A 22,841-nucleotide genomic window follows, 5' to 3' on the forward strand; every position below is an offset into this window, starting at 1 on the left:
ATGGCAACATATTCCCTTGTACCTTCGTCAATAAGGGTGCAGCTGCAAAAAAACGATATGAGGTGAAACAATGAAGACGAACAAAAAATCATGGCTAATGATCGTGCTAGCGGCGATTCTTGTATTTACACTGGGACAATCTGTTATGGCCTTCTCTGATGTAGGCAAGGATAACAACGAAGAGAAGATTGAAGCATTGAAGAAGCTAGGCGTCGTCAACGGCGTCTCCAGCGATACATTCCAACCCAAAGGCGAGCTTACTTACGCAGCCGGCATCTCTATGATCGTCAGAGGGCTGGATCTCAATCTGGATCATGTGCGTTTTATCCAAGCGCCCAAAGCGAGCGACAATCATCCCAACCTGAAGGATGACGCTTGGTATTCAGAAGCCTTCATCATTGCCGACTTCTATAACTTGGATATTCCGCGTGACGTGAAGCCAAGCGACAAGCTCACGAAGGAGCAATTCGCCCACCACCTGTTCCAGGCTATGATGACCAAAGGCGACTTCGCGTTTATCGAAATTTATATGATGCTGGAGGATGAGAGCGATGTGAATCCAGCATACATGAACAGCATCCAGAAGCTGCTTATCGCGAAGATTGTGTCGCTTGACGACAGCCAGCGCTTCTATCCCAACAAGGTGATGACGCGCGGCGAAGCGGCAGCATGGCTGCATGACGGCATGAAATTCGTAGAGCCTGTCACTGAGGGCAAGATTTCCGTCGAAGCTGTGAACGATGATGTGAACAAGGTGACCATCACAGCGCAGCTGCCGCATCCCGGCTATGGTCTGCGTATCTCGTCCATCTCCTTCGAGGGGAATCAAGCTGTCATTCATACAGAGCTGATAGAGCCTGATCCCGATAAAATGTATCCCCAAGTCATCACAGAAGTGAAGGTTACAACTTACGTCGACGCCAAGTTCAAGCCCGTGCTGGCTGGCTCCGACGGCGGCGGCACTGCCAGCTCCGACGGCTCCGCTGCCATAGAGCAATCGCTTGCCAGCTAACGAAGAACAGAGCTTCCACTTAGACGTCTGCCGGACGCCTAAGCGGAAGCTCTATTGTTATCCTGACTACTCTGGCAAGCTCCAGTCAATCGGCTCCATGCCGTTCGCCCTCAAGAAATCATTAGTCCGAGAGAACGGCCTGCTTCCCAAAAAACCTTTCCTGGCGGCTAATGGGCTTGGATGCGGGGAGGACACAATGAGATGCCTGCTGGAGTCAATACCCGCCGCTTTATCCTGCGCATGCTTGCCCCATAACAAAAACACCAGCGGCCGCTCTCTATCGTTAAGCAGCGAGATGATGCGGTCAGTCAGCCTCTCCCAGCCTATTCCCTGATGCGAGGCGGGCTTCCCTTCCTCTACCGTTAGCACGTTATTGAGCAGCAGAACCCCCTGCCGCGCCCATGACTCCAGGCAGCCGTGCTTGGCTTGCGCGATGCCAAGGTCAGACTCAAGCTCCTTGTACATATTGCGCAGGGAAGGCGGCACCTTGACCCCCTTTTTCACCGAGAAGCTTAGTCCATGAGCTTGTTCAGCCCCATGGTATGGGTCCTGCCCAAGAATAACAGCCTTAGCTTCCCTTAGGGAAGTGAAGCTCAAAGCATTTAACACATCACACTTTGGCGGATAAACGGTCGATGAAGCGTAACGAAGCTCCAGCTCACACATCAGCCCTCTCATATAGGGCTGCTCCAGCTCCTCCGCCAGCAGAAGTCCCCAATCATTATCCGGTAATTGTATAGCCATTCCATCCCCCCTACTGTTATAAGATTACCATATAGGAGCAGCCGCGATAAATGAAGCGTGCTTGATATTATCCAAAGTGTCATGGGTCGGCACCATGTAGCTCGTCGGGTTGTAGATATCGACGGGATCCTTATTCACAGCTTCTCAGTAGCTTTGTTCCGAAATTTGCTAATATTATATTGTTTGTTATTTATTTAGTTAAATATCGAGCAATCACTTGTTGCGAGCCTGATGATACGTCCCAGCGGGATGCAAAAAAACGCCTTGCACCAGCAAGACGTTTCAGCATAACAGGCCTATCCAATTGTATTTGCAGCATCTATCGCTTAGCGAGCATACTGCTCCCTCATAATGAGCTGGCCCGCTATCAGCTTGCGCTCATAGGAGCCGCCTCTGTTCTCGCTTCTCCACAGCAGCTGGTCAACTGCTCGCTCGCCCAGCAATCCCATATCCACATTCACAGTTGCCAGTATCGGCGATGAGGCAGCCGTATTGTCGAAGCCGGTTACCATACATTGCTCCGGCACCCCAATTCCCCGTTTGGCCAGCTCCTCAATGAGAAAGGCCGCATTCGTATCGTGCGCGCACACGAACACATCCGGCAGCACATCCAGCGACATCAGCTTCATTAACGCATAAGGATCAACGGCTTCCGGCCCAATCAGGAGCGGATCCTGGCGCAGCTCGATCTCATGCTCCTCCAGCGTCGTTCGGAAGGCGAGCCAGCGCTCGTAGAAGCTTGGGGCGTCCTTAATATAACCGACGAACTGGAACGTCCGCAGCCCCTTGCTGATCAGCTTGACCATCAGCTCCTTCATGCCGTTGAAATTATCCGTGAACACCGTATCGCATTGGAAGGCCGGGTCCATATGATCGACCATAACGACGGGAATATCAAGCCGCCTGCTATCGAGCAATATTTGCGTTGAGATGGAGCCCACCGTAACAATGCCGCGAATCGCGCCCGGATTAAGCAGACTGAACAGATTGTCCGAGGACGGCTCCGTAAGCGTCAGAATGTCCATGCCCATCTGATTCAGCCGGTTGGTTATGCCGTCGAACACAGGCCCCCAATATACGGAGTCCCTGTTCTGGTACCTCACATTGGGGAACAGAATAAGGATAGTGCCCGACTGCTGCTGCTCCAGGGGCGGACGATTGTCGTACGCCGCTCTTGGCGGTTCATTTTTCCGAAAATAACCCAGCTGTCCAGCCGCCTTCAGTATCGTCTCTCTCGTATGGGCGCTGACGCCAGGCTTCGAGCTGAGCGCGCGTGATACCGCAAACTTGGATACGCCAACCAAATCGGCGATTTCCTGTATTGTAACCTTGCCCTTCATCCGACTCATCCATTCGTAAGTATGTTATAAGGACATTCTACAAAGCTTGACGGCATTCATCAAGGAGTTTCATGCCATTCCGGCAGCTCATCTAACGTTATGACATAATCATGCTCCAGCACATACCGTATATGCACCTTGCTGTTATGCCTGCCGTCCCCGATAAATTCCCCTGACCACGTGCAGAACCAGCTCCAATTGGCGCCATAGCCGATCAGCAGCTCCGGATCCGGAATGGGACCGTTCTCTGTTAATGCGACCAGCTTCTTATCGCCTACAAGCTCGACCAGCTTCTCATAGCTGCGGCTGACGGGATTGTAATCGCCGGGCTCGGGATACGAATCGACGCTGACCATATCGACCGTACCGTCTCCGGGGTACCAAGCGGAATCTTCAGAATTCCAAATCCATATCAAATTATGAATCTGATGCACATGGGTAAGCCGTTCGTAGAGCAGCCTCCATAACGCCTTAGCCGGCTCCGGCCCCTGCGCTCCCCACCAGAACCAGCCCCCCTCCGCTTCGTGAAGCGGCCGCCACAGCACCGGGATGCCTGCATCCTGCAGCCGTTGCAGCTGCACGGCGATGGCGTCAATATCCCTTAAGAGCATGCCATACCGCTCCGAGTCCGGATCGGCAAGGGCGGCTGCCAGATCGAAGGTCGTGCCTTCCTTATAGAACCCCTTCCACCATGGCTGCTCCTGGGAATCGATCAGATCCGAGGGAGCGTTCCAGTGCCAGGCAAGCGTCACAATTCCGCCAAGCTCATGCCATTGAAGCATATCCTCAACTTCCCGGGACGAAGAGCCGCGCTCCACGCGGGTCGGGGAATATTCAATGAGGTCAAAGCCCGCGATGGCCGGCAGCTTGCCATAGTCCCAGTTCAGCTGCAGCGCCTCTTTCAAGGTCTGCTGCCCGGACAAAATATGGGTGCCATAATGGTCAACCAAATACCGATAAAGCGCTTTCGTTTCTTCCGTCGCCTGTGAATCGACGAGTGTAGGCGTTACCTGGCGTTCTCCTCTCGGCAGCGCTTTCCGGATCGTGATCCCATCAATGTCATACCAGCCCCAATGCGAGGTGACGGCAATTTCATTCCGTCCATCCTTCAATAACATCTTGCCGGCCGAGGCGTCCGTGAAGCTCTCTGCTGCCGCCAGCCTCAGATCGCCAAACGGCGTTCCGTTAAGCGACAATCGGGCGTGCTTGTTACCGCTAGCGCTCCGATAGCTGACGGTCACATCATACAACCCTGCTGCCGGCGCTTCGACGGCCACAGCTACGGAGTCCGTCTCGGCGTCGAAGCCCGTCACATAGCCGATTCCTGAATAACCTTGGACAGACGACCCCACCTCCACTCCGGTGAGCCGTCCCCCCTCCGCCTCGAACACCCATTCAGGCGGATCCTCTCCCTTATCTGAGCATGCAGTTAACACGGAGGCGAGAAGCCCAATAACAAGAGCTGATGCGACGCTTTTCCTGCGAATCGTAACCCCCCCTTATCCCGACCATCAGAGACCTTAATCCAAAATACCAAACAAACGATATCATTTTGTTTGGTTTTGTTAGTTTAAACTTTAGCTTTATTTTGATTAATCGTCAATACCTAACCAGACAAAAGAAAAAATCGATCACAAGGATCGATTTCCTGAGCCAATTATTAAGCTTTCTCTGGGTTTGCAATGGCAAAAAAGGAATTTGCATTACGGTGCACCACGCTGCCATCCTTCATCCGAATGGCGTCCGGATTGTAGCCCGCGATCGTCGAGATCGGACGGATCTGCATGCCGTTCTGCACAACCTTTACGAATGTGGAGGTTTTGATCGCCAGCTCAAAGTCCTTGTCCGTTATAATTTGTTGATCCACTTGCAATTCTCTTTCGCTCACAGTAATGTCTCCTTATTGGTCAGTTCTGTTCTGGTTCAATACACACAACCTCTATAGTACCTTAAAGTCCAGCCTATCTCAAGCGCTCATCCAGCTTTCTTTCAATGGAATCCAATTTGTCCTCAATACGCTTAACCTTTCTCTTCATATGAACGACAAACGATACCACCGAAATAATGATGGCGATATAGATCAGTGAAAAAAATGTCGTTGCCCAGTCAAATGACATTTTTAAACAACTCCTTTCCTATTGATTACATACCATACTGTTGAAGTTCAAGCAATGGAGGAAATTCCATCCTATAACTTGAAGTGATTAATGTAAAAGCCACTCCCAAGTCGGAGTGGCTTTAGGCTGTTTCTTCTTGAGCTTCATCGTCAACTTCATTGAAGATATTCATTCTCATGCTTATCTGTTTCCTAGTAGCTCCATGAGGGTAACTTTCATTTAGTACAAAAGAGTTTTTCAAATAGAAATCCAAAAGATGTCTATCATTTTCAACATCTGCATCAACTGTGATGAATTCGCATGCAACAGATTCATTAACCTCTGCATCAATACCTCTTGCTAATTCTATCATCAGTGATCCAATCCCTCTATATACATCTCGATAACCCTCATCAACCGCCAACTTACCGATTTTAATGGATGGGAAACTCCCAAACCGTATGTATTCAGGGAATTGCTCTTCCCTTTCAGTGTCATTTAGACGAATTGAATCAGACACGAGTGACATGTAGGCCACAATATCTGCTGATGATTTATCAATTAGTAGATAAGTACGTGATATATTCATATTCTGAAAATTCAAAGCATGCTCAATAAGAAATTCTTGATATTCTATAATCGAGCATTTAAAATCCTTAAGTCTGTAGCCATCCGTTAGGTTAACTAGGCTAAATCTAACAATATCTTCATTAATATCACGTTTCGCCACTGATTATCCCCGCATTTTTTTCAAGAGTTGAAGGGCTCTCTGATTCTTTTCAATAGAAGTAGGAGATGGTTTCTTTGTGACTTCTTTCAAAAAATCTTGAGCGAATTTCCCTCTCAATTCAACTGTTTGTTCAATCGGTTTAACAGCCATCTTCTTCACCTTCCTCTTTTTACTCATAATATCTACCTCCTAGAATACTATTCTAGGATTAACTAAACATAAAAGCTGTCGGTTGATAGATAGGATGAGTGAAAATTTATCTTCTTCAATTGATAGGAATAAACATCTTCCGACTTGGATATAAATATAATGAGAAAGTCTGTCGTTTCATCGAATTGTTTTCAGCTTCGAAAGTATGTAATATTTTCCTTGTTTTTATTCTATCATCTTATATCAATGAGAATCAATATAATCTTGTCGAGATCATTGTTACCGCCATAACAAAAAAATCCTCTTTCGCCTTCACCTGTATTGGAGTACAGATGATGCGAAAAAGGATCTTACGCATGAAATCCTATGCGGCAGGAATGATCAATTTCTACCTTACAGGATTCATCATTATGTATGGTTTAATAAAGTAAGGATGCCGAGGACGGGAATCGAACCCGTACGGTGGTCACCCACCGCAGGATTTTAAGTCCTGTGCGTCTGCCAGTTCCGCCACCCCGGCATGGTGTTGCAATTGCTTACAAAATGGTGGGCCCTGAGGGACTCGAACCCCCGACCAATCGGTTATGAGCCGACCGCTCTAACCAACTGAGCTAAGGGCCCTCGAAAAACGTCTATTCAACGTGTTGATCGATAAGTTTGGTTGCGGGGGCAGGATTTGAACCTGCGGCCTTCGGGTTATGAGCCCGACGAGCTACCGAGCTGCTCCACCCCGCGACATTAACCATCCAAGCAATTTTAATGGCGACATCAATTAATATACTATAAATGAGAAGCTTGCGTCAAGGTTTTTTTCTAAAAAATGCTACGGAAGAAACCGAACGCCATAACGTCCCTTGCGTGAGCGGAATACCTCCACCTCGCGAGGGCAATCGTAGCCATAGATCCACCAATCATTTTCCATTCTGCGCACCAAGCAGCCCGCTTGGAATTTGGTATCATATAATCGGAGCCAATAAATCCATTTCAGCATGTTCTTCGCCTCCAGCTATGCAAGTGATAATGCCTATAGAATACCCCAATCCTTCATAAATCAAGCATGAGGCATTTTTTCACTTAGCACTGCCAAAAGTCGGGTATACTATAACTAAGCATTCATTTCACTTGAAGGAGCTGAACGGGATGATTTACGGGATTGCGTTATTTCCGGATAAGGAAGTGCAGGATGCTGCCAACAGCTGGAGAATTCGCCATGACCCCCATTATTGCCATATCCCGGCTCATATGACGCTGCGGGAGGCTGAGGAATGGGATGATGTGAAGCTGGAGCGCGCGGTCAAGCATCTGGACGCGGTATCGGCTTCATTCAAGCCGTTTGAAGTCACGTTCAACCGAGTATCCACGTTTTTCCCTGTCTCCAACACCCTCTATTACGCCCTGGAGGACCCCTCGCAAGTGGATAATCTTCATAGGGCCATATGCAGTGGTCCGGGCATGCAGCAGCCTTACAATTATGTGTACACGCCTCATGTCACCATTGGGCGCAAGCTGCAAGAGGAAGAGCTGCATGACTTGTACGGCAACCTTCGGATGACCGAGATCCGACTGAGCAGCTATATAGACCGCATTCATCTGCTTTATCAGACGGAGCAAGGCGGATGGACAGCTTATCAATCATTTCAGCTGAAGGGATAAGGTTTACTCGCTATTGGACCATAAGCACTAAAAAGAAGCCAGCAGCCGCGTCATCGCGAGCCTGCTGGCTTCTTTTCATTAACTGCTCCTATTCCACCTTTTCGACGGCTTCCGTCTCCACGGAGACCTCGCTCTGTACTCGCGGCATCGGCATTGGCAGCGGCTCAATCACTCCACCGCCGCCTGGCTCGACAGCCCCTTCCAGAATGGCATTGCCTCGCGTCTCCCACTCAGCTAGCGCTTCCTTTACTTCCTTGGTGCCGTCAAGCACAGCCTGGAACAGCTCATAGCCGACATTTTGCGCTTGCCATACGTTTGGCTTCTCGCGATAAATTTTGTCATCGTTGTTCGAGGTTGGCGGCAATGGCTTCAGCATCGTAAATGCTTCGATATTGTACGACATCCCGCCGATCGGCTGCAGAAATTCCTTGCGCGCCACAAGCTCATAGTTGCTTCTCGCCTTCAGCTTCGCCCATTCCTTGCTATTGGAAAATTTAATGAATTCCCAAGCGTCTTTTGCGTTTTGCGCATTGGTATTAATACCCATCAGCTGGCTGAGACCGATATTGCCTCCGGATTCAGGATTCATAGGGTCGACCGGAACCGTAACGACATCCCAGTCAATCGCTTCGAAGCCTTCAATCTTGCTGGCATTGTCATTGGCGCGTCTCAGCTCATTCACATAATACGATTCCCCAATGACCATAGCCATATTGCCGCTGAGGAACAAATCGCCGAAGAAAGGATCGTTAATCGGCTCGCCGGCAGCGTTGCGTTTCTCATACATTTGATTCATAAACTGCTGGTTGGGGATGACACCATCATTATACAGGCTGACAACCGTATCCATCGCCTGGGCCCAAGGGTCGCTGTTCACCACCATCTTCTCGCCCTTGTCATCCCATACTCGCAGCTGCAGCAGCGATGTATAAGCGTTCAACGTGCTGAAGCCATCATTCACCCAGCGGTTGAACGAGAAACCAAAGGTCGGATCTTCTTCATTAGCGTCGGCTACTTGGCGCGCTTTGTTGAACAGATCCGTCCAGGTCATCTTGTCGGTAGGAGGCTCAACGCCTTTGTCCGTAAACAGCTTCTTGTTGTAATATAACGCAGAGGAATAGAAGGTAGGCGTTAAGGCGTACAGATTGCCGTCCCCTGCTGCCTTGATGCCTTCAATAACGGTCGGCACGTAATCGCTAATATCGAATTTATCCTTCTGAATCATAGGATCCAGAGATTGCAGCAGATTGTCTTGCGTGAAGCGGCGCAGCATATTGTAGTCCACTACCACGACGTCAACAGGATTCTGCCCCGTCATGAGCTCTTTCATCCTCTCGTAAGGGTCCGGCTGCTCAGCAGGCTCCTTGCCTGGCTCCGTCGGCTGGAAGCGCTGCTCGTCGTAGCTGATCGCTCCTACAATCTCAAATTGAATATTGGGATGCTGCATCTCGAACATATCGGTGTATTGCTGGCGGAAATAAGGCTCGTTGTCTGCACCGCCGTACAGCACGCCGATTCGAAGCACGCGGTTTTCGGATTCGGAAGGCTCGCTTCCGCCAGTGCATCCGGACAGCAGACCTGCGAACAGCGTCAGCGTCAATCCGAACATCGACCATTTGGCAAATCGTTTATTCATTGTCATGACCCCCTAATAATTTTGGCGCAGATATAATGATCCGCTCTCCATCGAATTCCATTGAAGCTTTGTCCTTAATGCCAAGCGTGGTTAAATATTCCTTGGGAACCTGCAGTCGGCCCACCTTGTCGACGACGACGTAAGCTTCATGCACCTGGCTTAGCCCACGCGCCGTCCTCTGACCGAGCTCACCTCCATCCGTAATATTGGGATTGCGTTTAATAAATTCCGTGCTGGTCAAGCCGTCACGAATCGCGACTACGCGGTCGACCTTGCTCGCAAGCGACATATCATGCGTGACAATCACGATCGTGATGCCAAGCTCTTGGTTCAGCGTTCGGAATATGCTCATAATGAGATCGGAGGTTGCCGTATCCACGGAGCCCGTCGGCTCATCCGCCAGCAGCAGCTTAGGACGATTCGACAGCGATATCGCAATCGCGACACGCTGCTGCTCCCCGCCTGAGAGCTGATGCAGCTTGTTGTGCATACGCTCCTTCAAGCCTACCCACTCCAGAAGCTGCTTGGCGTATCCGCGATCCACCTTGCCGGATAACATCATCGGCATCTCTACATTCTCTAACGCGGACAGATAAGGCAGCAGGTTGCGCGCATTGTTCTGCCAGATGAAGCCAACCGTTTCGCGCTTGTACTGCACAAGCTCCTCCTCCGTAATTTTGAGAAGGTCCCATGGCCCCACCTTGACCTGGCCGGCCGAAGGCCGGTCAAGTCCCCCCAGCGTATTGAGCAGCGTCGATTTGCCGCTGCCGCTGTTGCCGATAATCGCCATCAGCTCTCCGTCCTCCACGGTTAAGTTCAGGCCTTGCAGCGCCACGACCTCCAGTTCGTCGGTCTTGTATATTTTGACTAAGCCTTCGCAGTGTATCATGGCTTGCTACCTCTCCTCTCCCATCTTGACCGCCTGGTGCACCTTCAGTCTGCGGATATGCAGGAAGAGAAGCGCAGCGCCGATCAGCATCATCACGCCGACGACAGCGAACAGCTGGTTGGTGTCCCTCGCTTCGAACACAACGCGGAAGGGCGGCACCGTCTCCGCCACATTGTCCGCCGTCTGCAGGAAAGGCAGGAACAGCTTGCTGACGAGCTTGCCAATCAGAACGCCCAGCCCAATCGCAAGCCCGGCCGTGAACAGCTGCTCCAGCAGAAGCATGCCGGTCAGCTGCTTCCGGGACAATCCCATAGCCCGCAGCACGCCAAATTGAACAACGCGTCCCGACAAGTTGAAGAACCAGTACAGAATATATCCCGCAAGCGTGATGACAACCGACACCAGGAAGCCGAGGCTCAGAATGCCGAATACGCCGCCTCGCGTCGGATGCTTGGCTTGCACAATCAGCTCGGAGCGGACGTCCTCGACGGCGGCCAGCTCGATGCCCTCCTTCTGCAGCTGCTCGACGGCAGGCGCCAGCAGCGCGTCCGGCTTCATTTTGAGCCAAACCTCGTAAGGCATAATAGGAAGCTGATCATAGACATAATCCAGATTCGTAATAATAAATGGCGTTTTATCCGGGTATTGCGTTGGCCAATACGGCAGAATCCCAACAATCGTAAAGTCAAGCATGCCATCCGCAAAGCCGACAGATACCGTATCGCCTCCCTTCAGCTGATACCTCTCCGCCACGCCTGCCGGTATAATGGCCGCCTGCTCGTAATAGCTAAGCGCGTTCAAATACTTGTAAGGGTGAGCGGGGTAGAGATCATCCCTGAACCAGGCAACCTGCGCAAAATCAACGTTGTCGATGCCCATAATGTTGCCTTGGCCGATGGACTTGCCGGAGATGACGACATTGCCTTTTGCGGTCAGCACGCGGGCCGCCGCCTCCACGCCCTCCAGCTCGCGATAGATTTCGAACGGCGGCTCCGTATACAGAACCCGCGACGGTACACCACCGCTGCCACCGCCGCTGCCGCCTCCATTGCCGCCTCCTCCGCCCCCGCCATCTCCGCCGCCTCCATTGCCCCCGCCGTCGGGTGGCTGCTGAGGTGTCACCTCCGGCGTTCCTTGCCATACGGACTGAATAATGACATCTGATCCGTATTTATATAAGACACGCTCCGTAGAGTTCAGATCGATTGTCCTCGCCGCAGAAGCATTGTATACGCCAAGCCCAAGCGTTAGCACAAGCAGAATCATAAGCGGATAATAGCCCTTGGAGGAACGGGACAGCTGCGTCAGAGTCAGATACAGCGGCACCGGAAGGAACTTGCGTCCCAGCCAGTTGAACAGCTTCAGCAGCCACGGGAACAGCCGCAGGAAGAACAAGCCCAGCGCGAAGATCGACAGCGCCGGCACAAAAAACAGGAACGGCTGCACGTTCAGCTGATCCGTCGTCATACCGGTCTGGAAGGTCAGCATCTGGCGCTCATTGAACATATACCAGCCGTATCCGGCAGCGCACAGCAGCAGCACATCGATGAACCACCGCTGCCACAGCGGCTTGCGGTCGGAGCGCGCAAGCTCCTGCTTGTAGCTGACAATAGACGATCTTGCGTAGATGACGGCTGGAATGACTGTCGCCAAGATCGCCAGCAGGACAGCGCTGCCTCCCGCGATAATCGCCTCCATAGAGAAGCCCACCGGTATCGACTTCCGGTTGACAAAGGACAGGAAGCCGTCGGCGGAGCCGATGCTCTTGGCCATAAACCAGCCGATGAACGGTCCGGCAGCCAGTGCGAGGATGCCCAGCAGCAAGCCCTCCAGCAAATAGATCCATATAATTTGCTTGGTGCCCGCTCCGCGGCTGCGCAGAACGGCAATGTCGCTCCTCTGCTTGTCAAGCGACTGCCTCGCGTTCATCGCGATGAAATAGAACACCATCGCGATCATTGGCGCCGCCAGCGTGAAGAGCAGCGTCTGCAACTGCAGGCTTTGCCTGCGGAATTCCTTCAGCGTATCCGCAAAGGAAATTTCAACACGCGTATCCTTGAGGCGCTGGTACAGCTCAATATCCAGCCGGTTCAGCGCGCGCCCCAGCGGCGTCAGCTGGCTCGTCTGAATGTCCGACAAATCGAAGGCGTAGTACCAGCCCGCATTGTGCATCGGTATTTGGTAATGCTCCAGGAGCACCTTCTGGAAGGCCTGCTCGCTGATCTGCAGCGTGCCAAGGAGGCTCTCCAGCCCCTGATACCAATACGGGTCCCCTGCATATACGGGATTTACGGCGCCAACGATCTGGACGCGCAGCGTCAGGTTTAATCCCCCGTACACGGGGTATTCGAATATATCGCCGATATGAACGTCGTTGCGGAACATCGCTTCCTCGAACATAACGGCCTCGATCAGCTCCGTCTGGCCTTCGCCTTCCGTGAACCATTGCCCTTGGGCAAGCTCCGTATGGGACTGAAGGCCGGACATCGTCATGAGAGCCAGCTGCCTGGCGCGCCCCGCATCAACCTTGGCGGGGTCCTCCGCTACGATATCGGAGCTGCGAATCGAATAGCTTTTGAGATACGTATCATATGTAAATCCGATATCTTGAGGCACGTTTGTACCAATATAACGATCCAGCTCAGCAAGCGCCGCAAGGTCCGTTGTCTGGCCTCCCGTCGACTGGTATTTCATGAGCAGAGAGCCGGCGGGCATCCCTTCGCTCTTCTGCTGCAGCGAGTCGGCGACGACACGCTTAAGCGCCCCGTCGGCATACATCGGGATGCTCGTCGCGAACGCGACTGCTAAAGTAAGTCCGGCCAGCGTGCTGAAGGTGAGCCAACGCGTATTCCACATTTTGCGGAACAGAAATCGAAACAGCGGAATACCCATGGTTTATCGACCTACAACTTTCTGTCCCGGCTCCAGCCCCGCCAAAATTTCGATATCGGTCGCCGTCTGCTGTCCAACCTCGACATCCACCTCGCGCTTGCCGTTTTCATCTATCACTTGCACGTAGGTGCGCGAGCCGATGCTCCGCAGCGTGGATGGCGGAATTACAACGGCCTTTTCCGTACGCTTGGTTATAATATTAATAGCTACCGGTGTGCCCCGATGAAGACCTTCCGGGAGCTCCGCCAGCTGCACGATCATAAAGTCCTCTGGCCGCTCCGGCTTGTTCTCCCCATTTGGTTCTCCGCCGCCCCCTCCTGACGACGGCTCCGTCGACTTGATTGGAAGCTGCTTCACCTGTCCCTTGAAGCTTCCGGCATTATTAATCGTGACCACGGCCTCCATTCCGGCGGACACCTTGGCTAGCTCCGTTTTGGTCAGCTTGGCTGCAGGCGTCATCAACGCCGTATCCGCCACAATCGCAATAGGCGCGTACGCTTTGACCGTATCGCCCTTCTGCACGCTCAGCGACACGATTGTGCCTGAGAATGGCGCGTATATCGTCGCCTTGCTGATTTCCTCCTCCAGATCGGTCAGCTTCTGGCGCTTCTCCTCGAACGCAATCTGCTTCTCCTCGAATTCCAGCGGATCCATCTCGTCCCGGGTGCGAAGCGTTTCCTTCATGAGATTTTCTTCACGGCGAAACGCCAATCTTTCATTCCGCAGCTGCTTCTCAAGGTCATCCACGTCAAGCTCGGCGATGGGGTCACCGGCCTGCACCTGGTCGCCCGATTTCACATACACCTCTTTGATATGCTTATCGCCCAGTGTAAAATACATCGTTTCCTCTTCCAGCGAAATCAGCTTGCCGATGACCTGCACCTTCGTCTCCAGCGTCTTCGTTGTCACCTCGTATTCCGGCTTCTTCGAAATCTGGGGCGGCACAATTTCCGGCAGCACCTCCTCCTCCTTCTCGTCGGGCAGCAGCGCGCAGCCGCTAGTAAACGCCAGCGAGGCGCATATTGCAGCAATACAGGAATGCTTAAATAAATTTCCCGTCCACCATTTCATAGACATGGTCGGCAACCTCCAAAATCGTAGGATCATGAGTAGTCATACATATAGAGACATGTTCAGCTTGAATGATATTTTGAAAGACTGCCATAATTTGCGCGGACATTCCGGTATCCAGCTCAGCAGTCGGCTCGTCGGCCAGCAGCAGAATCGGTTTGTGCGCAATCGCTTTGGCGATGGCGACGCGCTGCTGCTCCCCGCCCGACAGCTCGAACGGCCGATGATGCATTCGCTTCTCAAGGCCAACCAGCTCCAGACATTCCGCAACGCGGCTCTTCCATTCCGAACGAGGCGTGCCAGCCATACGAAGCGACAGCTCCACATTCTCCCAGGCTGACAATAGGGGCATCAGAGCGAAAGCCTGAAAGATAAAGCCCATCTCCTTCCGCCGAACCATCGTTCTCTCGTCGTCGCTCATCCCGCTGAAGGCGCGATTGTTGAACCGAATTTCGCCTTTGCTCGGCGTATCGAGTCCGCCCAGACAATTCAGCAGTGTTGTTTTACCCGAGCCCGAGCGCCCCTTGAGCATAACAAGCTGCTTCCGCTGCACCTCCATGTTGATGCCCTTCAGCACATGCAGCGTATTGCCTCCAACCTGGAACATTCGCTCCACCTGCTTCACAGTCAGCAGCGCCTCTCCGGCATCCAACCCGCTGCTGTCTCTCTCAGCGGCTGCCGGGGACTCCTCCTGCTCAGAGCTATGTCCAGACTCTATGTTTGGCGTAACAGTCATCGTATCGGTCTCTCCCCCCTGTCTATCTTCATAATTCTAATCTACATGCATAGACGTTGGATCGTTAAAAAAAGTTACGACATATTTCCTATTTCCAAAAACATTTTTTCAGCCCATATTCAGCTTGCTTACACATAACGATGCCCCCGGGCAAGTCGCCTTGCTCGGGGGCATTCCATCATTAAGTATTCACTTTGAAATGCGCAACGGCTCCGCTTAGCTGCTTGACAATATCGTCAAGCTCATGAGCCGAGGCTAGAATGTTCTCCATCAGGGCGAGCTGCTCCTCTGTAGCGGCGGCTACGCTCTCCGTCTTGCCCAGATTGGCGGCAGCAGTCGAGGCGCTTTGCTCCACAGATGCGCTCACTTCCTCCGAGCTGGCGGACATCTGCTCAGAGATGGCGGAGTTTTCCTGCAGCTGCTCGGTCATCGCCTGAACCGCCGAAGTAATGGCGTTCAGCTTCTCATACAATTCGTCTACTCGATCGTTGCCGCGCTCGACCTCAAGCAGCGTTTTGTTCATAAACGAGGAAGCGCCGGCTATTTCGTTCTGCGTCAGCGTGACGAGATCGTTGATGCTCTCTGCCGATTCCAGAGAGCCGGCGGCCAGCTTGCGAATCTCGCCCGCTACAACGGCAAAGCCGCGTCCATGCTCTCCCGCCCGAGCGGCCTCAATCGAAGCGTTAAGTGACAAGATATTGGTCTGATTCGCGAACGCCGTAATGTTGTCAGCGATCGACCCGATCTGCTGAGATCGATTCTCCAGCATGCCGATCGTAGAGGAAAGCTTGCCGATAATGGATTTGATCTCCTCCATCTGGGAGAGCAGTCTTTGCAGGGAAGCATGGCCCTGATCCGCCTGTGCCAAGGTAGTATGGGAATAGTCAGCCAGCTCCGATGTATTCTCCGCGATGCGCGATATCCCCACTGCCATCTCCTCGATCGCACGTGACGTCTCCTCCGAGCTTCTTGCCTGCGATTCCGAGCCGCTTGCAACTTCCTGGATATGATTCGCCACATGCTCGGAGGCTGAGGCGGATTCCCCGGCAGCCTGCGCGAGCTGGGAAGACGATTCGCTGACCAGCTTGGTGCTGCCGACAATACCTGCGACAAGACTTGACATGCTCTGAATCATATCGTCTGTGGAACGGGCAATCAGGCCCAGCTCATCCTTGTCATATTTGCCCTCCCTAGAGGCTGTTAGGTTGCCTTCGCCTACCAGCTGCATCTTGTGAACCACCGTGCGAATGGTCCGCATCATCCGGATAATCATGATAACGACAAACAAAATCAAGGCAATGGAAACAAGGCCAATTCCGACAAAGGTTTGCGTCTGGGCTCTTTGCAAGCGTTCTTCAATTGCTTTCAACGTAGCGTGGGAATGATCAACGGCTATCCCCTCGATTTTATCAATCGCAGCGCGGCTGGTCTGGAATACGTTGTCAAGCCGCCGATCAACAGGCTGAGACTCGTTATTCTCCGCAAGCGCAGAAGCCTCCTGGAACCAGCTCGTAAACTCCGATTCGAACAAAGAGAACAGCTCATCCGCACTTTCTCCTGATTCCGCGTGTCTACTGCTCAACATGTCAGCGGTTACACTAATACTCTTGGCTTCGGCCACTCGATCAAACGCTTGCTGATAGTTTTCAGACAAGTCCTTTAATGCCGCTTGGCGGCCTTCCGTATCAAGCAAGCCCGACTCCAGCAGCAGATACGCCACATACGCCTGATACATATCTCTATCCGCATTCAGAATGATGGTTTCGACTTGAACCATCTGATCGATAACCTTTGTTTTAACATCATCGTATACCGATTTTTGTTCATTGGTTAGATACACTCCCGTCCCCGCATAAAAAAGCAAGGGGAGCGCAGCTATTAACACCAGCTTGACTCGCAGCGACAATTTCATGAATGAAGCACACCTCTCGTTGTAAAATTCACCGTAATCCGTATATCGGATTTTTTAAAATTAAAAATAAGAGGATTCGACAATAAAATATTAACAAAATCAACAAATAAGGAGCAGACCTCCGCTTGACGGGAGTCTGCTCCTTAACAATCTAAAGCAATTATACGCCAAAGGCTTGCGGATTTTCCCGCCAGGCTTGCAGCGCCGCTACGTCGGACTGCTCCACCTTGCCAAGCTGTACAGCAGTATCGATCAGCGCCGAATAGTTCGACAGCGTCTCTAGCTGGAAGCCTTCGTCCTGGAACGACTTCGTTGCGCTTTGGAATTGATAGGTGAAAATCGCCAGCACCGCGCTAACCTCGGCGCCCGCTTCTCTGACGGCTTGAGCCGCCTTAAGCGAGCTTCCGCCAGTAGAGATCAAATCCTCAATGACGATCACCTTCTGACCCGGCGTGATTCGTCCTTCGATTTGATTCTGCTTGCCGTGGCCCTTCGCCTTGTCGCGAATATAGGCCATCGGCAGGTTCAGCTTCCCAGCAACCCAAGCGGCATGAGGAATGCCGGCTGTAGACGTGCCCGCAATGACCTCTACATCAGCATACCGCTCGCGAATGATGGTGGCGAAACCTTCCGCAACCAGATTCCGAATGTCAGGGTAAGACATCGTCAGACGATTGTCGCAGTAGATTGGCGATTTCAGCCCCGACGTCCAAGTGAAGGGCTCGTTCGGACGGAGCGCCACCGCTCCGATTTCCAGCAAATTTTTGGCGATTTCATTGGGCAGATTGGATAGTGTCAGATTACTCAACCGATATCAGCTCCTCAATAATAGATTCAAGCGCAACGCGAGGGTCGGGCGCAGCCGTGATCGGGCGTCCGATCACCATAAAATCCGTGCCTTGGCGCAGAGCGTCACCCGGCGTCATGATGCGGGACTGGTCATGAACAGCGGAGCCGACAGGACGAATGCCAGGCGTTACCGTCTGGAAGCTTGTCCCGCAGGCCGCCTTGATCGCGGCCACCTCGGAGGGCGAAGCGACCACCCCGGCCAGACCGGATGACTTCGCAAGCTTCGCGTAACGAATGACGGCGTCCTCAACGGTTCCCGGTATGCCGATCTGCTCGTTCAGCATGGATTGATTGGTGCTTGTAAGCTGCGTGACGGCAATAACTGCCGGCATCGCGGCGCCGCCGCTGACTGCAGCCTGCGCTCCTTCAAGCGCGGCCTCCAGCATCGCGGCGCCTCCAGCGGCATGCACATTGAACATATCCACGCCGAGTCTGGTCACGCTGCTTGCGCCGCCCTTGACGGTGTTCGGTATATCATGCATTTTCACGTCGAGGAACACATAATATCCCCGCTCCTTCAGACTGGCGACAAATCCGGGACCAGCAGCATAGAACAGCTGCATGCCTACCTTCATGTAGCAGGGAATGCCCTTCAGCCCTTCGATCAGCCTCTCCGCCGCAACGGCGTCTGGATAATCCAGCGCCACCATGATGCGTCCAGCCGCTTGTTCTCTTGTTAAGCTCACCGCAATCCCTCCGCCTATTTAGTCTTTGACATGACTTGACGCTCCCGGCTGGAAGCGTCAAGTTCATTGTTCCTATTATTTTTGCAGCACTGGCATCGCATGGGAGGAGAAGTTAATCGTCTCCATCATATTGAGCAATGCGCGAACTGTATCCAGGGAAGTCATGCAGACAACGCCGTTCTCAACCGCTTCGCGGCGAATACGGAAGCCATCGCGCTGAGGCGTCTTGCCCTTCGTCAGCGTGTTGACTACGAATTGCGCTTTGCCTTCGCGAACCAGATCCAGAATGTTCGGCGAACCCTCGCTCAGCTTGTTCACGCGGGTCACGTAGAGACCTGCCGCTTCAAGCGCATCGGCCGTGCCGCCTGTCGCGATAATTTTGTAGCCGATGTTGTAGAAGCCGCGGAGCAATTCTGTCGCTTCCTCTTTGTCCTTATCCGCAACAGTGGCTACAATGGTGCCCGATGTCGGAATTTTCATACCTGCGCCAATCAAGCCCTTGTACAGCGCCTTCGCGTATTGAACGTCGCGTCCCATAACCTCGCCCGTCGATTTCATCTCCGGCGTCAATGTTGGGTCAACGCGGCGCAGCTTCGCGAAGGAGAACACTGGAACCTTGACGGACACGTAATTGTCTTCCGGCCACAAGCCATCCGTGTAGCCGAGCTCCGCCAGCTTGGTGCCCATAATCGCTTGCGTCGCCAGGTTCGCCATTGGCAGGTTTGTCACCTTGCTCAAGAATGGAACCGTACGCGAGGAGCGTGGATTCACTTCAATAACGTAGACCTGATCGTTATGAATGACGAACTGGATGTTCACCAGACCGATAACCTTCAATTCCTTCGCAATCTTGATCGTGATCTCCACGATTTGATCCTTGATCGCCTGGGACAGCGATTGCGGCGGATATACCGCGATGGAGTCGCCGGAGTGAACCCCTGCCCGCTCCACATGCTCCATGATGCCTGGGATCAGCACCGTCTCGCCATCGCAGATAGCGTCGACCTCCGCTTCCTTGCCCAGCATGTAACGGTCGATCAGTACCGGATGCTCCGGATTGATCTTCACCGCAACCTCCATGTAGCTCAGAAGCTCCTGATCGGAATATACAATTTCCATTGCGCGTCCGCCCAGGACGTAGGATGGACGTACGAGCACCGGGTAGCCCAGCTTCTGAGCCGTAACAACCGCTTCGTCCACCGATGTAACCGTGCTGCCTTCAGGCTGCGCGATTTGCAGCGTACGCAGCAGCGCCTCGAACTTCTTGCGGTCCTCGGCGGCATCGATGCTCTCCAGGCTGGAGCCTAGAATGCGTACGCCCGCCTTGGCCAGCGGCGCCGCCAGGTTGATGGCGGTTTGGCCGCCGAATTGTACGATAACGCCAATCGGGTTTTCCTGCTCGATGACGTTCATGACATCCTCGAAGAACAGCGGCTCGAAGTACAGGCGGTCAGACGTGCTGAAGTCCGTGGATACCGTTTCCGGGTTGTTGTTAATAATAACGGCTTCGTAGCCGGCCTTCTGAATCGCCCATACCGCATGCACCGTGGAATAGTCGAACTCGATGCCTTGGCCGATCCGGATTGGACCGGAGCCCAGCACCAGCACCTTCTGCTTCGATGTCTCCACGACTTCATTCTCGACCTCATATGTCGAGTAGTAGTAAGGCGTAGTCGCCTCGAACTCAGCCGCGCAGGTGTCAACCATCTTGTAGACAGGCTTCAGGTTGTTCTGCAGACGGAACTCGCGAACCTCGCCTTCAGTTGTGTGGCTGCCGTTCGGGAAGCCTTCCTTGCGAAGCTCCGCGATGGAGCGGTCGGAGAAGCCTTTGCATTTCGCTTCGTACAGTGTTTGCGTCGACAACGTCGCTTCCTTGCGCAGACGATCCTCGAATGCGACGATGGATTGGATTTTGTCCAGGAACCACCAGTCGATTTTGGTTATATCCTGCAGCTCCTGCAGCGTGAAGCCGCGGCGGAACGCCTCTGCCACCAGGAACATACGCTCGTCATCCGGCTTAGCCAGGCGCGTGCGCAGCACTTCCTCGTCAAGGCCGGGCGCATCCTTCAGATGCAGTCGGTGAACGCCGATTTCGAGCGAGCGAACCGCCTTGTGAATGGATTCCTCGAACGTGCGTCCGATTGCCATTACCTCGCCTGTCGCTTTCATCTGCGTGCCCAGCTTGCGGTTCGCGTCAACAAACTTGTCGAACGGCCAGCGTGGAATTTTGGATACAATGTAGTCCAGCGTAGGCTCGAAGCAAGCATAAGTTTGGCCAGTTACGGGATTAACCAGCTCGTCAAGCGTGTAGCCTACCGCAATTTTGGCTGCCATCTTCGCGATGGGATATCCTGTCGCCTTGGATGCAAGAGCGGAGGAACGGCTGACGCGCGGGTTAACCTCGATGACATAATATTGGTAGCTGTGCGGATCAAGCGCGAACTGCACGTTGCAGCCGCCCTCGATGTTCAGCGCTCTAATAATCTTGAGAGAAGCGGAGCGCAGCATTTGGTATTCTCTGTCCGACAAGGTTTGGGAAGGCGCTACGACGATGCTGTCGCCGGTATGTACGCCAACCGGGTCGAAGTTCTCCATGTTGCACACGACGATACAGTTGTCGTTCGCGTCGCGCATAACCTCGTATTCGACTTCCTTCATGCCGGCGATCGATTTCTCGATCAAGCACTGGCTGATCGGGCTGTAGCGAATGCCGGATGCGACGATTTCGCGCAGCTCTTCCTCGCTGGCGCAGATGCCGCCGCCTGTTCCGCCAAGCGTATACGCGGGACGAACGATGATTGGGTAGCCGATTTGATTCGCGAAGTCGACCGCAGCCTCAACCGTTGTAACAATCTCGCTCTCAGGCACCGGCTGCTCCAGCTCACGCATCAGCTCGCGGAACAAGTCGCGGTCCTCGGCTTTTTCGATCGCTGTCAGCTGTGTGCCGAGCAGCTTCACGTTTTCACGTTCCAGCACGCCTGCGCGCGCCAGCTCTACCGCCATGTTAAGGCCCGTTTGGCCGCCAAGCGTAGGCAGCAAGCCGTCAGGACGCTCCTGGCGAATAATCTGGGAGACGAAATCCAGCGTAATCGGCTCGATGTACACTTTGTGCGCCATATTTGTGTCCGTCATAATAGTCGCAGGGTTGCTGTTGATCAGCACAACCTCATAACCTTCTTCTTTAAGCGCTTGGCAAGCCTGCGTGCCGGCGTAATCGAATTCCGCCGCCTGACCGATGACAATCGGGCCGGACCCGATTACGAGAATTTTTTTGAGTTCATTATTTTTGGGCATACTGAAGCTCTCCTTTCAACGTCTCCGACAACACGGCCTGCCGAGGTTTTGGTGGGTTGTTTTTTTTGTGCTCGCGGATCATGTCCAGAAACTCATCGAACAGGTAGCTGGAGTCGAACGGACCCGGCGCCGCTTCTGGATGGTACTGTACAGAGAAAGCGGGATAGGTGTTGTGCTTCAGACCTTCGATTGTTTTATCGTTGTTGTTGATATGCGTAACGGCAAGCTGCGTTCCCTCGATGGAGGAATCCACAACGGTGTAGCCGTGGTTCTGCGATGTAATGTAGCAGCGGTTGGTCGCCAGCTCCTTGACGGGATGGTTTCCGCCCCGATGTCCAAACTTAAGCTTGCCCGTATCCGCTCCGCAAGCGAGCGCGAATAGCTGATGGCCAAGGCAAATGCCGAAGATCGGATATTCGCCCAGCAGCTCGGAGATCATCTTGACCGCGTGCGGCACATCCTTGGGATCCCCAGGGCCGTTGGACAGCTGAATGCCGTCCGGCGCAAGGCGGCGAATCTCGTCAGCCGTCGTATCATGCGGCACAACAACGACATCGCAGCCGCGCTGCGTCAGCTCGCGCAGAATGCCGCTTTTGGCGCCGAAGTCCACCAGCACGATTCTTTCGCGAGTGCCTGGGCTGGAGAAGACATGTTTGGTGGAGGTGCGAGCCACTTGATCCGTCAGCAGCTTGGAGGCGTTCAGACGCTCCGCCAGCTCCTCGATGCGCTCGTTGCCTGTCGTGATAAGGCCCTTCATTGTGCCGTAGTGGCGCAGCTTGCGAGTCAGCATACGCGTATCGATCTCGTGAATGCCGGGAATGCCATATTCCTTAAGCAGCTGGCCCAGCGAATATTGAGCGCGCCAGTTGCTCGGCACCGGCTCGTGGCGGCGAACAACGAAGCCGTGAATATAAGGGCGGATGGCCTCGAAGTCATCGCGCGTAATCCCGTAGTTGCCGATAAGCGGGAACGTCATTGTGACGATCTGTCCGCAGTATGAAGGGTCCGACAATACCTCCTGGTACCCTGTAATCCCCGTATTGAAAACAACCTCTCCCATCGTCTGCGCTTCCGCTCCGAACGACAGGCCCGTGAACAATGTTCCGTCTTCCAACAGTAATCTAGCTTGCATCCGTATCACTCCTCTGGTC

Annotated in this window: 20 protein-coding genes and 3 tRNA genes; 2 read left to right on the top strand and 21 right to left on the bottom strand. The window is 53.2% G+C overall.

The features are described from left to right. The first annotated feature begins 70 nt into the window (after positions 1-70). The gene (locus AB1S56_RS14865; RefSeq protein ID WP_340872929.1) at positions 71-1,012 is read left to right on the top strand and encodes an S-layer homology domain-containing protein; all 942 of its coding nucleotides are present in this window, start codon (positions 71-73) and stop codon (positions 1,010-1,012) included. Positions 1,013-1,078: 66 nt separating this feature from the next. Here AB1S56_RS14865 and ung read toward each other — a convergent pair whose 3' ends face one another. The 11 genes from ung to AB1S56_RS14920 all read right to left on the bottom strand — a co-directional run bounded on the left by ung (position 1,079) and on the right by AB1S56_RS14920 (position 7,063). Then, positions 1,079-1,756, bottom strand: a complete 678-nt coding sequence (gene ung, locus AB1S56_RS14870) for a uracil-DNA glycosylase (RefSeq protein ID WP_340872928.1) — start codon at positions 1,754-1,756, stop codon at positions 1,079-1,081. A gap of 326 nt (positions 1,757-2,082) precedes the next feature. Beyond that, the gene (locus AB1S56_RS14875; protein WP_340872927.1) at positions 2,083-3,096 is read right to left on the bottom strand and encodes a substrate-binding domain-containing protein; all 1,014 of its coding nucleotides are present in this window, start codon (positions 3,094-3,096) and stop codon (positions 2,083-2,085) included. Between the two features lie 59 nt (positions 3,097-3,155). Then, complete coding sequence (locus AB1S56_RS14880) at positions 3,156-4,487, bottom strand: glycosyl hydrolase (RefSeq protein WP_340872926.1); 1,332 nt, start codon at positions 4,485-4,487, stop codon at positions 3,156-3,158. A 269-nt stretch (positions 4,488-4,756) separates the two neighbouring features. Further along, positions 4,757-4,984 (bottom strand): hypothetical protein, encoded by a 228-nt coding sequence (locus AB1S56_RS14885; RefSeq protein ID WP_340872924.1) that lies wholly within the window; start codon positions 4,982-4,984, stop codon positions 4,757-4,759. Between the two features lie 73 nt (positions 4,985-5,057). Further along, on the bottom strand, positions 5,058-5,213 hold the full coding sequence (locus AB1S56_RS14890) for a hypothetical protein (RefSeq protein ID WP_340872923.1): 156 nt from the start codon (positions 5,211-5,213) through the stop codon (positions 5,058-5,060). 121 nt (positions 5,214-5,334) lie between these two features. Beyond that, positions 5,335-5,922 (bottom strand): hypothetical protein, encoded by a 588-nt coding sequence (locus AB1S56_RS14895; RefSeq protein ID WP_340872922.1) that lies wholly within the window; start codon positions 5,920-5,922, stop codon positions 5,335-5,337. A gap of 3 nt (positions 5,923-5,925) precedes the next feature. After that, on the bottom strand, positions 5,926-6,099 hold the full coding sequence (locus tag AB1S56_RS14900) for a hypothetical protein (protein ID WP_340872919.1): 174 nt from the start codon (positions 6,097-6,099) through the stop codon (positions 5,926-5,928). Positions 6,100-6,506: 407 nt separating this feature from the next. After that, positions 6,507-6,592: transfer RNA gene (locus tag AB1S56_RS14905), tRNA-Leu, on the bottom strand. 24 nt (positions 6,593-6,616) lie between these two features. Further along, positions 6,617-6,693 (bottom strand) — tRNA-Ile (locus AB1S56_RS14910). Between the two features lie 37 nt (positions 6,694-6,730). Continuing rightward, positions 6,731-6,807 (bottom strand) — tRNA-Met (locus AB1S56_RS14915). 88 nt (positions 6,808-6,895) lie between these two features. Then, entirely contained in the window at positions 6,896-7,063 is a 168-nt protein-coding gene (locus tag AB1S56_RS14920) for a hypothetical protein (RefSeq protein ID WP_340872937.1), read from the bottom strand. 149 nt (positions 7,064-7,212) lie between these two features. Here AB1S56_RS14920 and AB1S56_RS14925 point away from each other — a divergent pair, with 149 nt between their 5' ends. Then, entirely contained in the window at positions 7,213-7,725 is a 513-nt protein-coding gene (locus tag AB1S56_RS14925) for a 2'-5' RNA ligase family protein (protein ID WP_340872918.1), read from the top strand. An 88-nt stretch (positions 7,726-7,813) separates the two neighbouring features. Here the strand turns inward: AB1S56_RS14925 and AB1S56_RS14930 are convergent, their stop codons facing one another. The 10 genes from AB1S56_RS14930 to AB1S56_RS14975 form a co-directional block, all read right to left on the bottom strand. Next, a complete protein-coding gene (locus AB1S56_RS14930; protein WP_340872917.1) occupies positions 7,814-9,361 on the bottom strand; it encodes an extracellular solute-binding protein in 1,548 nt (515 codons plus the stop codon). Then, on the bottom strand, positions 9,354-10,250 hold the full coding sequence (locus AB1S56_RS14935) for an ABC transporter ATP-binding protein (protein WP_340872915.1): 897 nt from the start codon (positions 10,248-10,250) through the stop codon (positions 9,354-9,356). Before AB1S56_RS14935 ends, AB1S56_RS14930 begins: the two co-directional genes overlap by 8 nt. A 6-nt stretch (positions 10,251-10,256) precedes the next feature. After that, positions 10,257-13,142, bottom strand: coding sequence for an ABC transporter permease (locus AB1S56_RS14940; protein ID WP_340872914.1), 2,886 nt, complete (start codon positions 13,140-13,142; stop codon positions 10,257-10,259). 3 nt (positions 13,143-13,145) lie between these two features. Continuing rightward, positions 13,146-14,219, bottom strand: coding sequence for an efflux RND transporter periplasmic adaptor subunit (locus AB1S56_RS14945; protein WP_340872913.1), 1,074 nt, complete (start codon positions 14,217-14,219; stop codon positions 13,146-13,148). Further along, on the bottom strand, positions 14,185-14,949 hold the full coding sequence (locus AB1S56_RS14950) for an ABC transporter ATP-binding protein (RefSeq protein WP_340872912.1): 765 nt from the start codon (positions 14,947-14,949) through the stop codon (positions 14,185-14,187). The genes AB1S56_RS14945 and AB1S56_RS14950 overlap by 35 nt, the downstream gene beginning before the upstream one ends. A 181-nt stretch (positions 14,950-15,130) precedes the next feature. Beyond that, a complete protein-coding gene (locus AB1S56_RS14955; protein ID WP_340872911.1) occupies positions 15,131-16,861 on the bottom strand; it encodes a methyl-accepting chemotaxis protein in 1,731 nt (576 codons plus the stop codon). A gap of 160 nt (positions 16,862-17,021) precedes the next feature. Then, positions 17,022-17,669 carry an orotate phosphoribosyltransferase gene (gene pyrE, locus AB1S56_RS14960; protein ID WP_340872909.1) on the bottom strand — a complete coding sequence of 216 codons (648 nt, stop codon included), beginning with the start codon at positions 17,667-17,669 and terminating at the stop codon, positions 17,022-17,024. Next, complete coding sequence (pyrF, locus tag AB1S56_RS14965; protein ID WP_340872908.1) at positions 17,662-18,396, bottom strand: orotidine-5'-phosphate decarboxylase; 735 nt, start codon at positions 18,394-18,396, stop codon at positions 17,662-17,664. The genes pyrE and pyrF overlap by 8 nt, the downstream gene beginning before the upstream one ends. 75 nt (positions 18,397-18,471) lie before the next feature. Then, positions 18,472-21,690 (bottom strand): carbamoyl-phosphate synthase large subunit, encoded by a 3,219-nt coding sequence (gene carB, locus AB1S56_RS14970; RefSeq protein ID WP_340872907.1) that lies wholly within the window; start codon positions 21,688-21,690, stop codon positions 18,472-18,474. Then, the gene (locus tag AB1S56_RS14975) at positions 21,677-22,822 is read right to left on the bottom strand and encodes a carbamoyl phosphate synthase small subunit (RefSeq protein ID WP_340872905.1); all 1,146 of its coding nucleotides are present in this window, start codon (positions 22,820-22,822) and stop codon (positions 21,677-21,679) included. Before AB1S56_RS14975 ends, carB begins: the two co-directional genes overlap by 14 nt. Positions 22,823-22,841: the final 19 nt, after the last annotated feature.

This window comes from Paenibacillus sp. PL2-23, assembly GCF_040834005.1.
Classification (GTDB): domain Bacteria; phylum Bacillota; class Bacilli; order Paenibacillales; family Paenibacillaceae; genus Pristimantibacillus.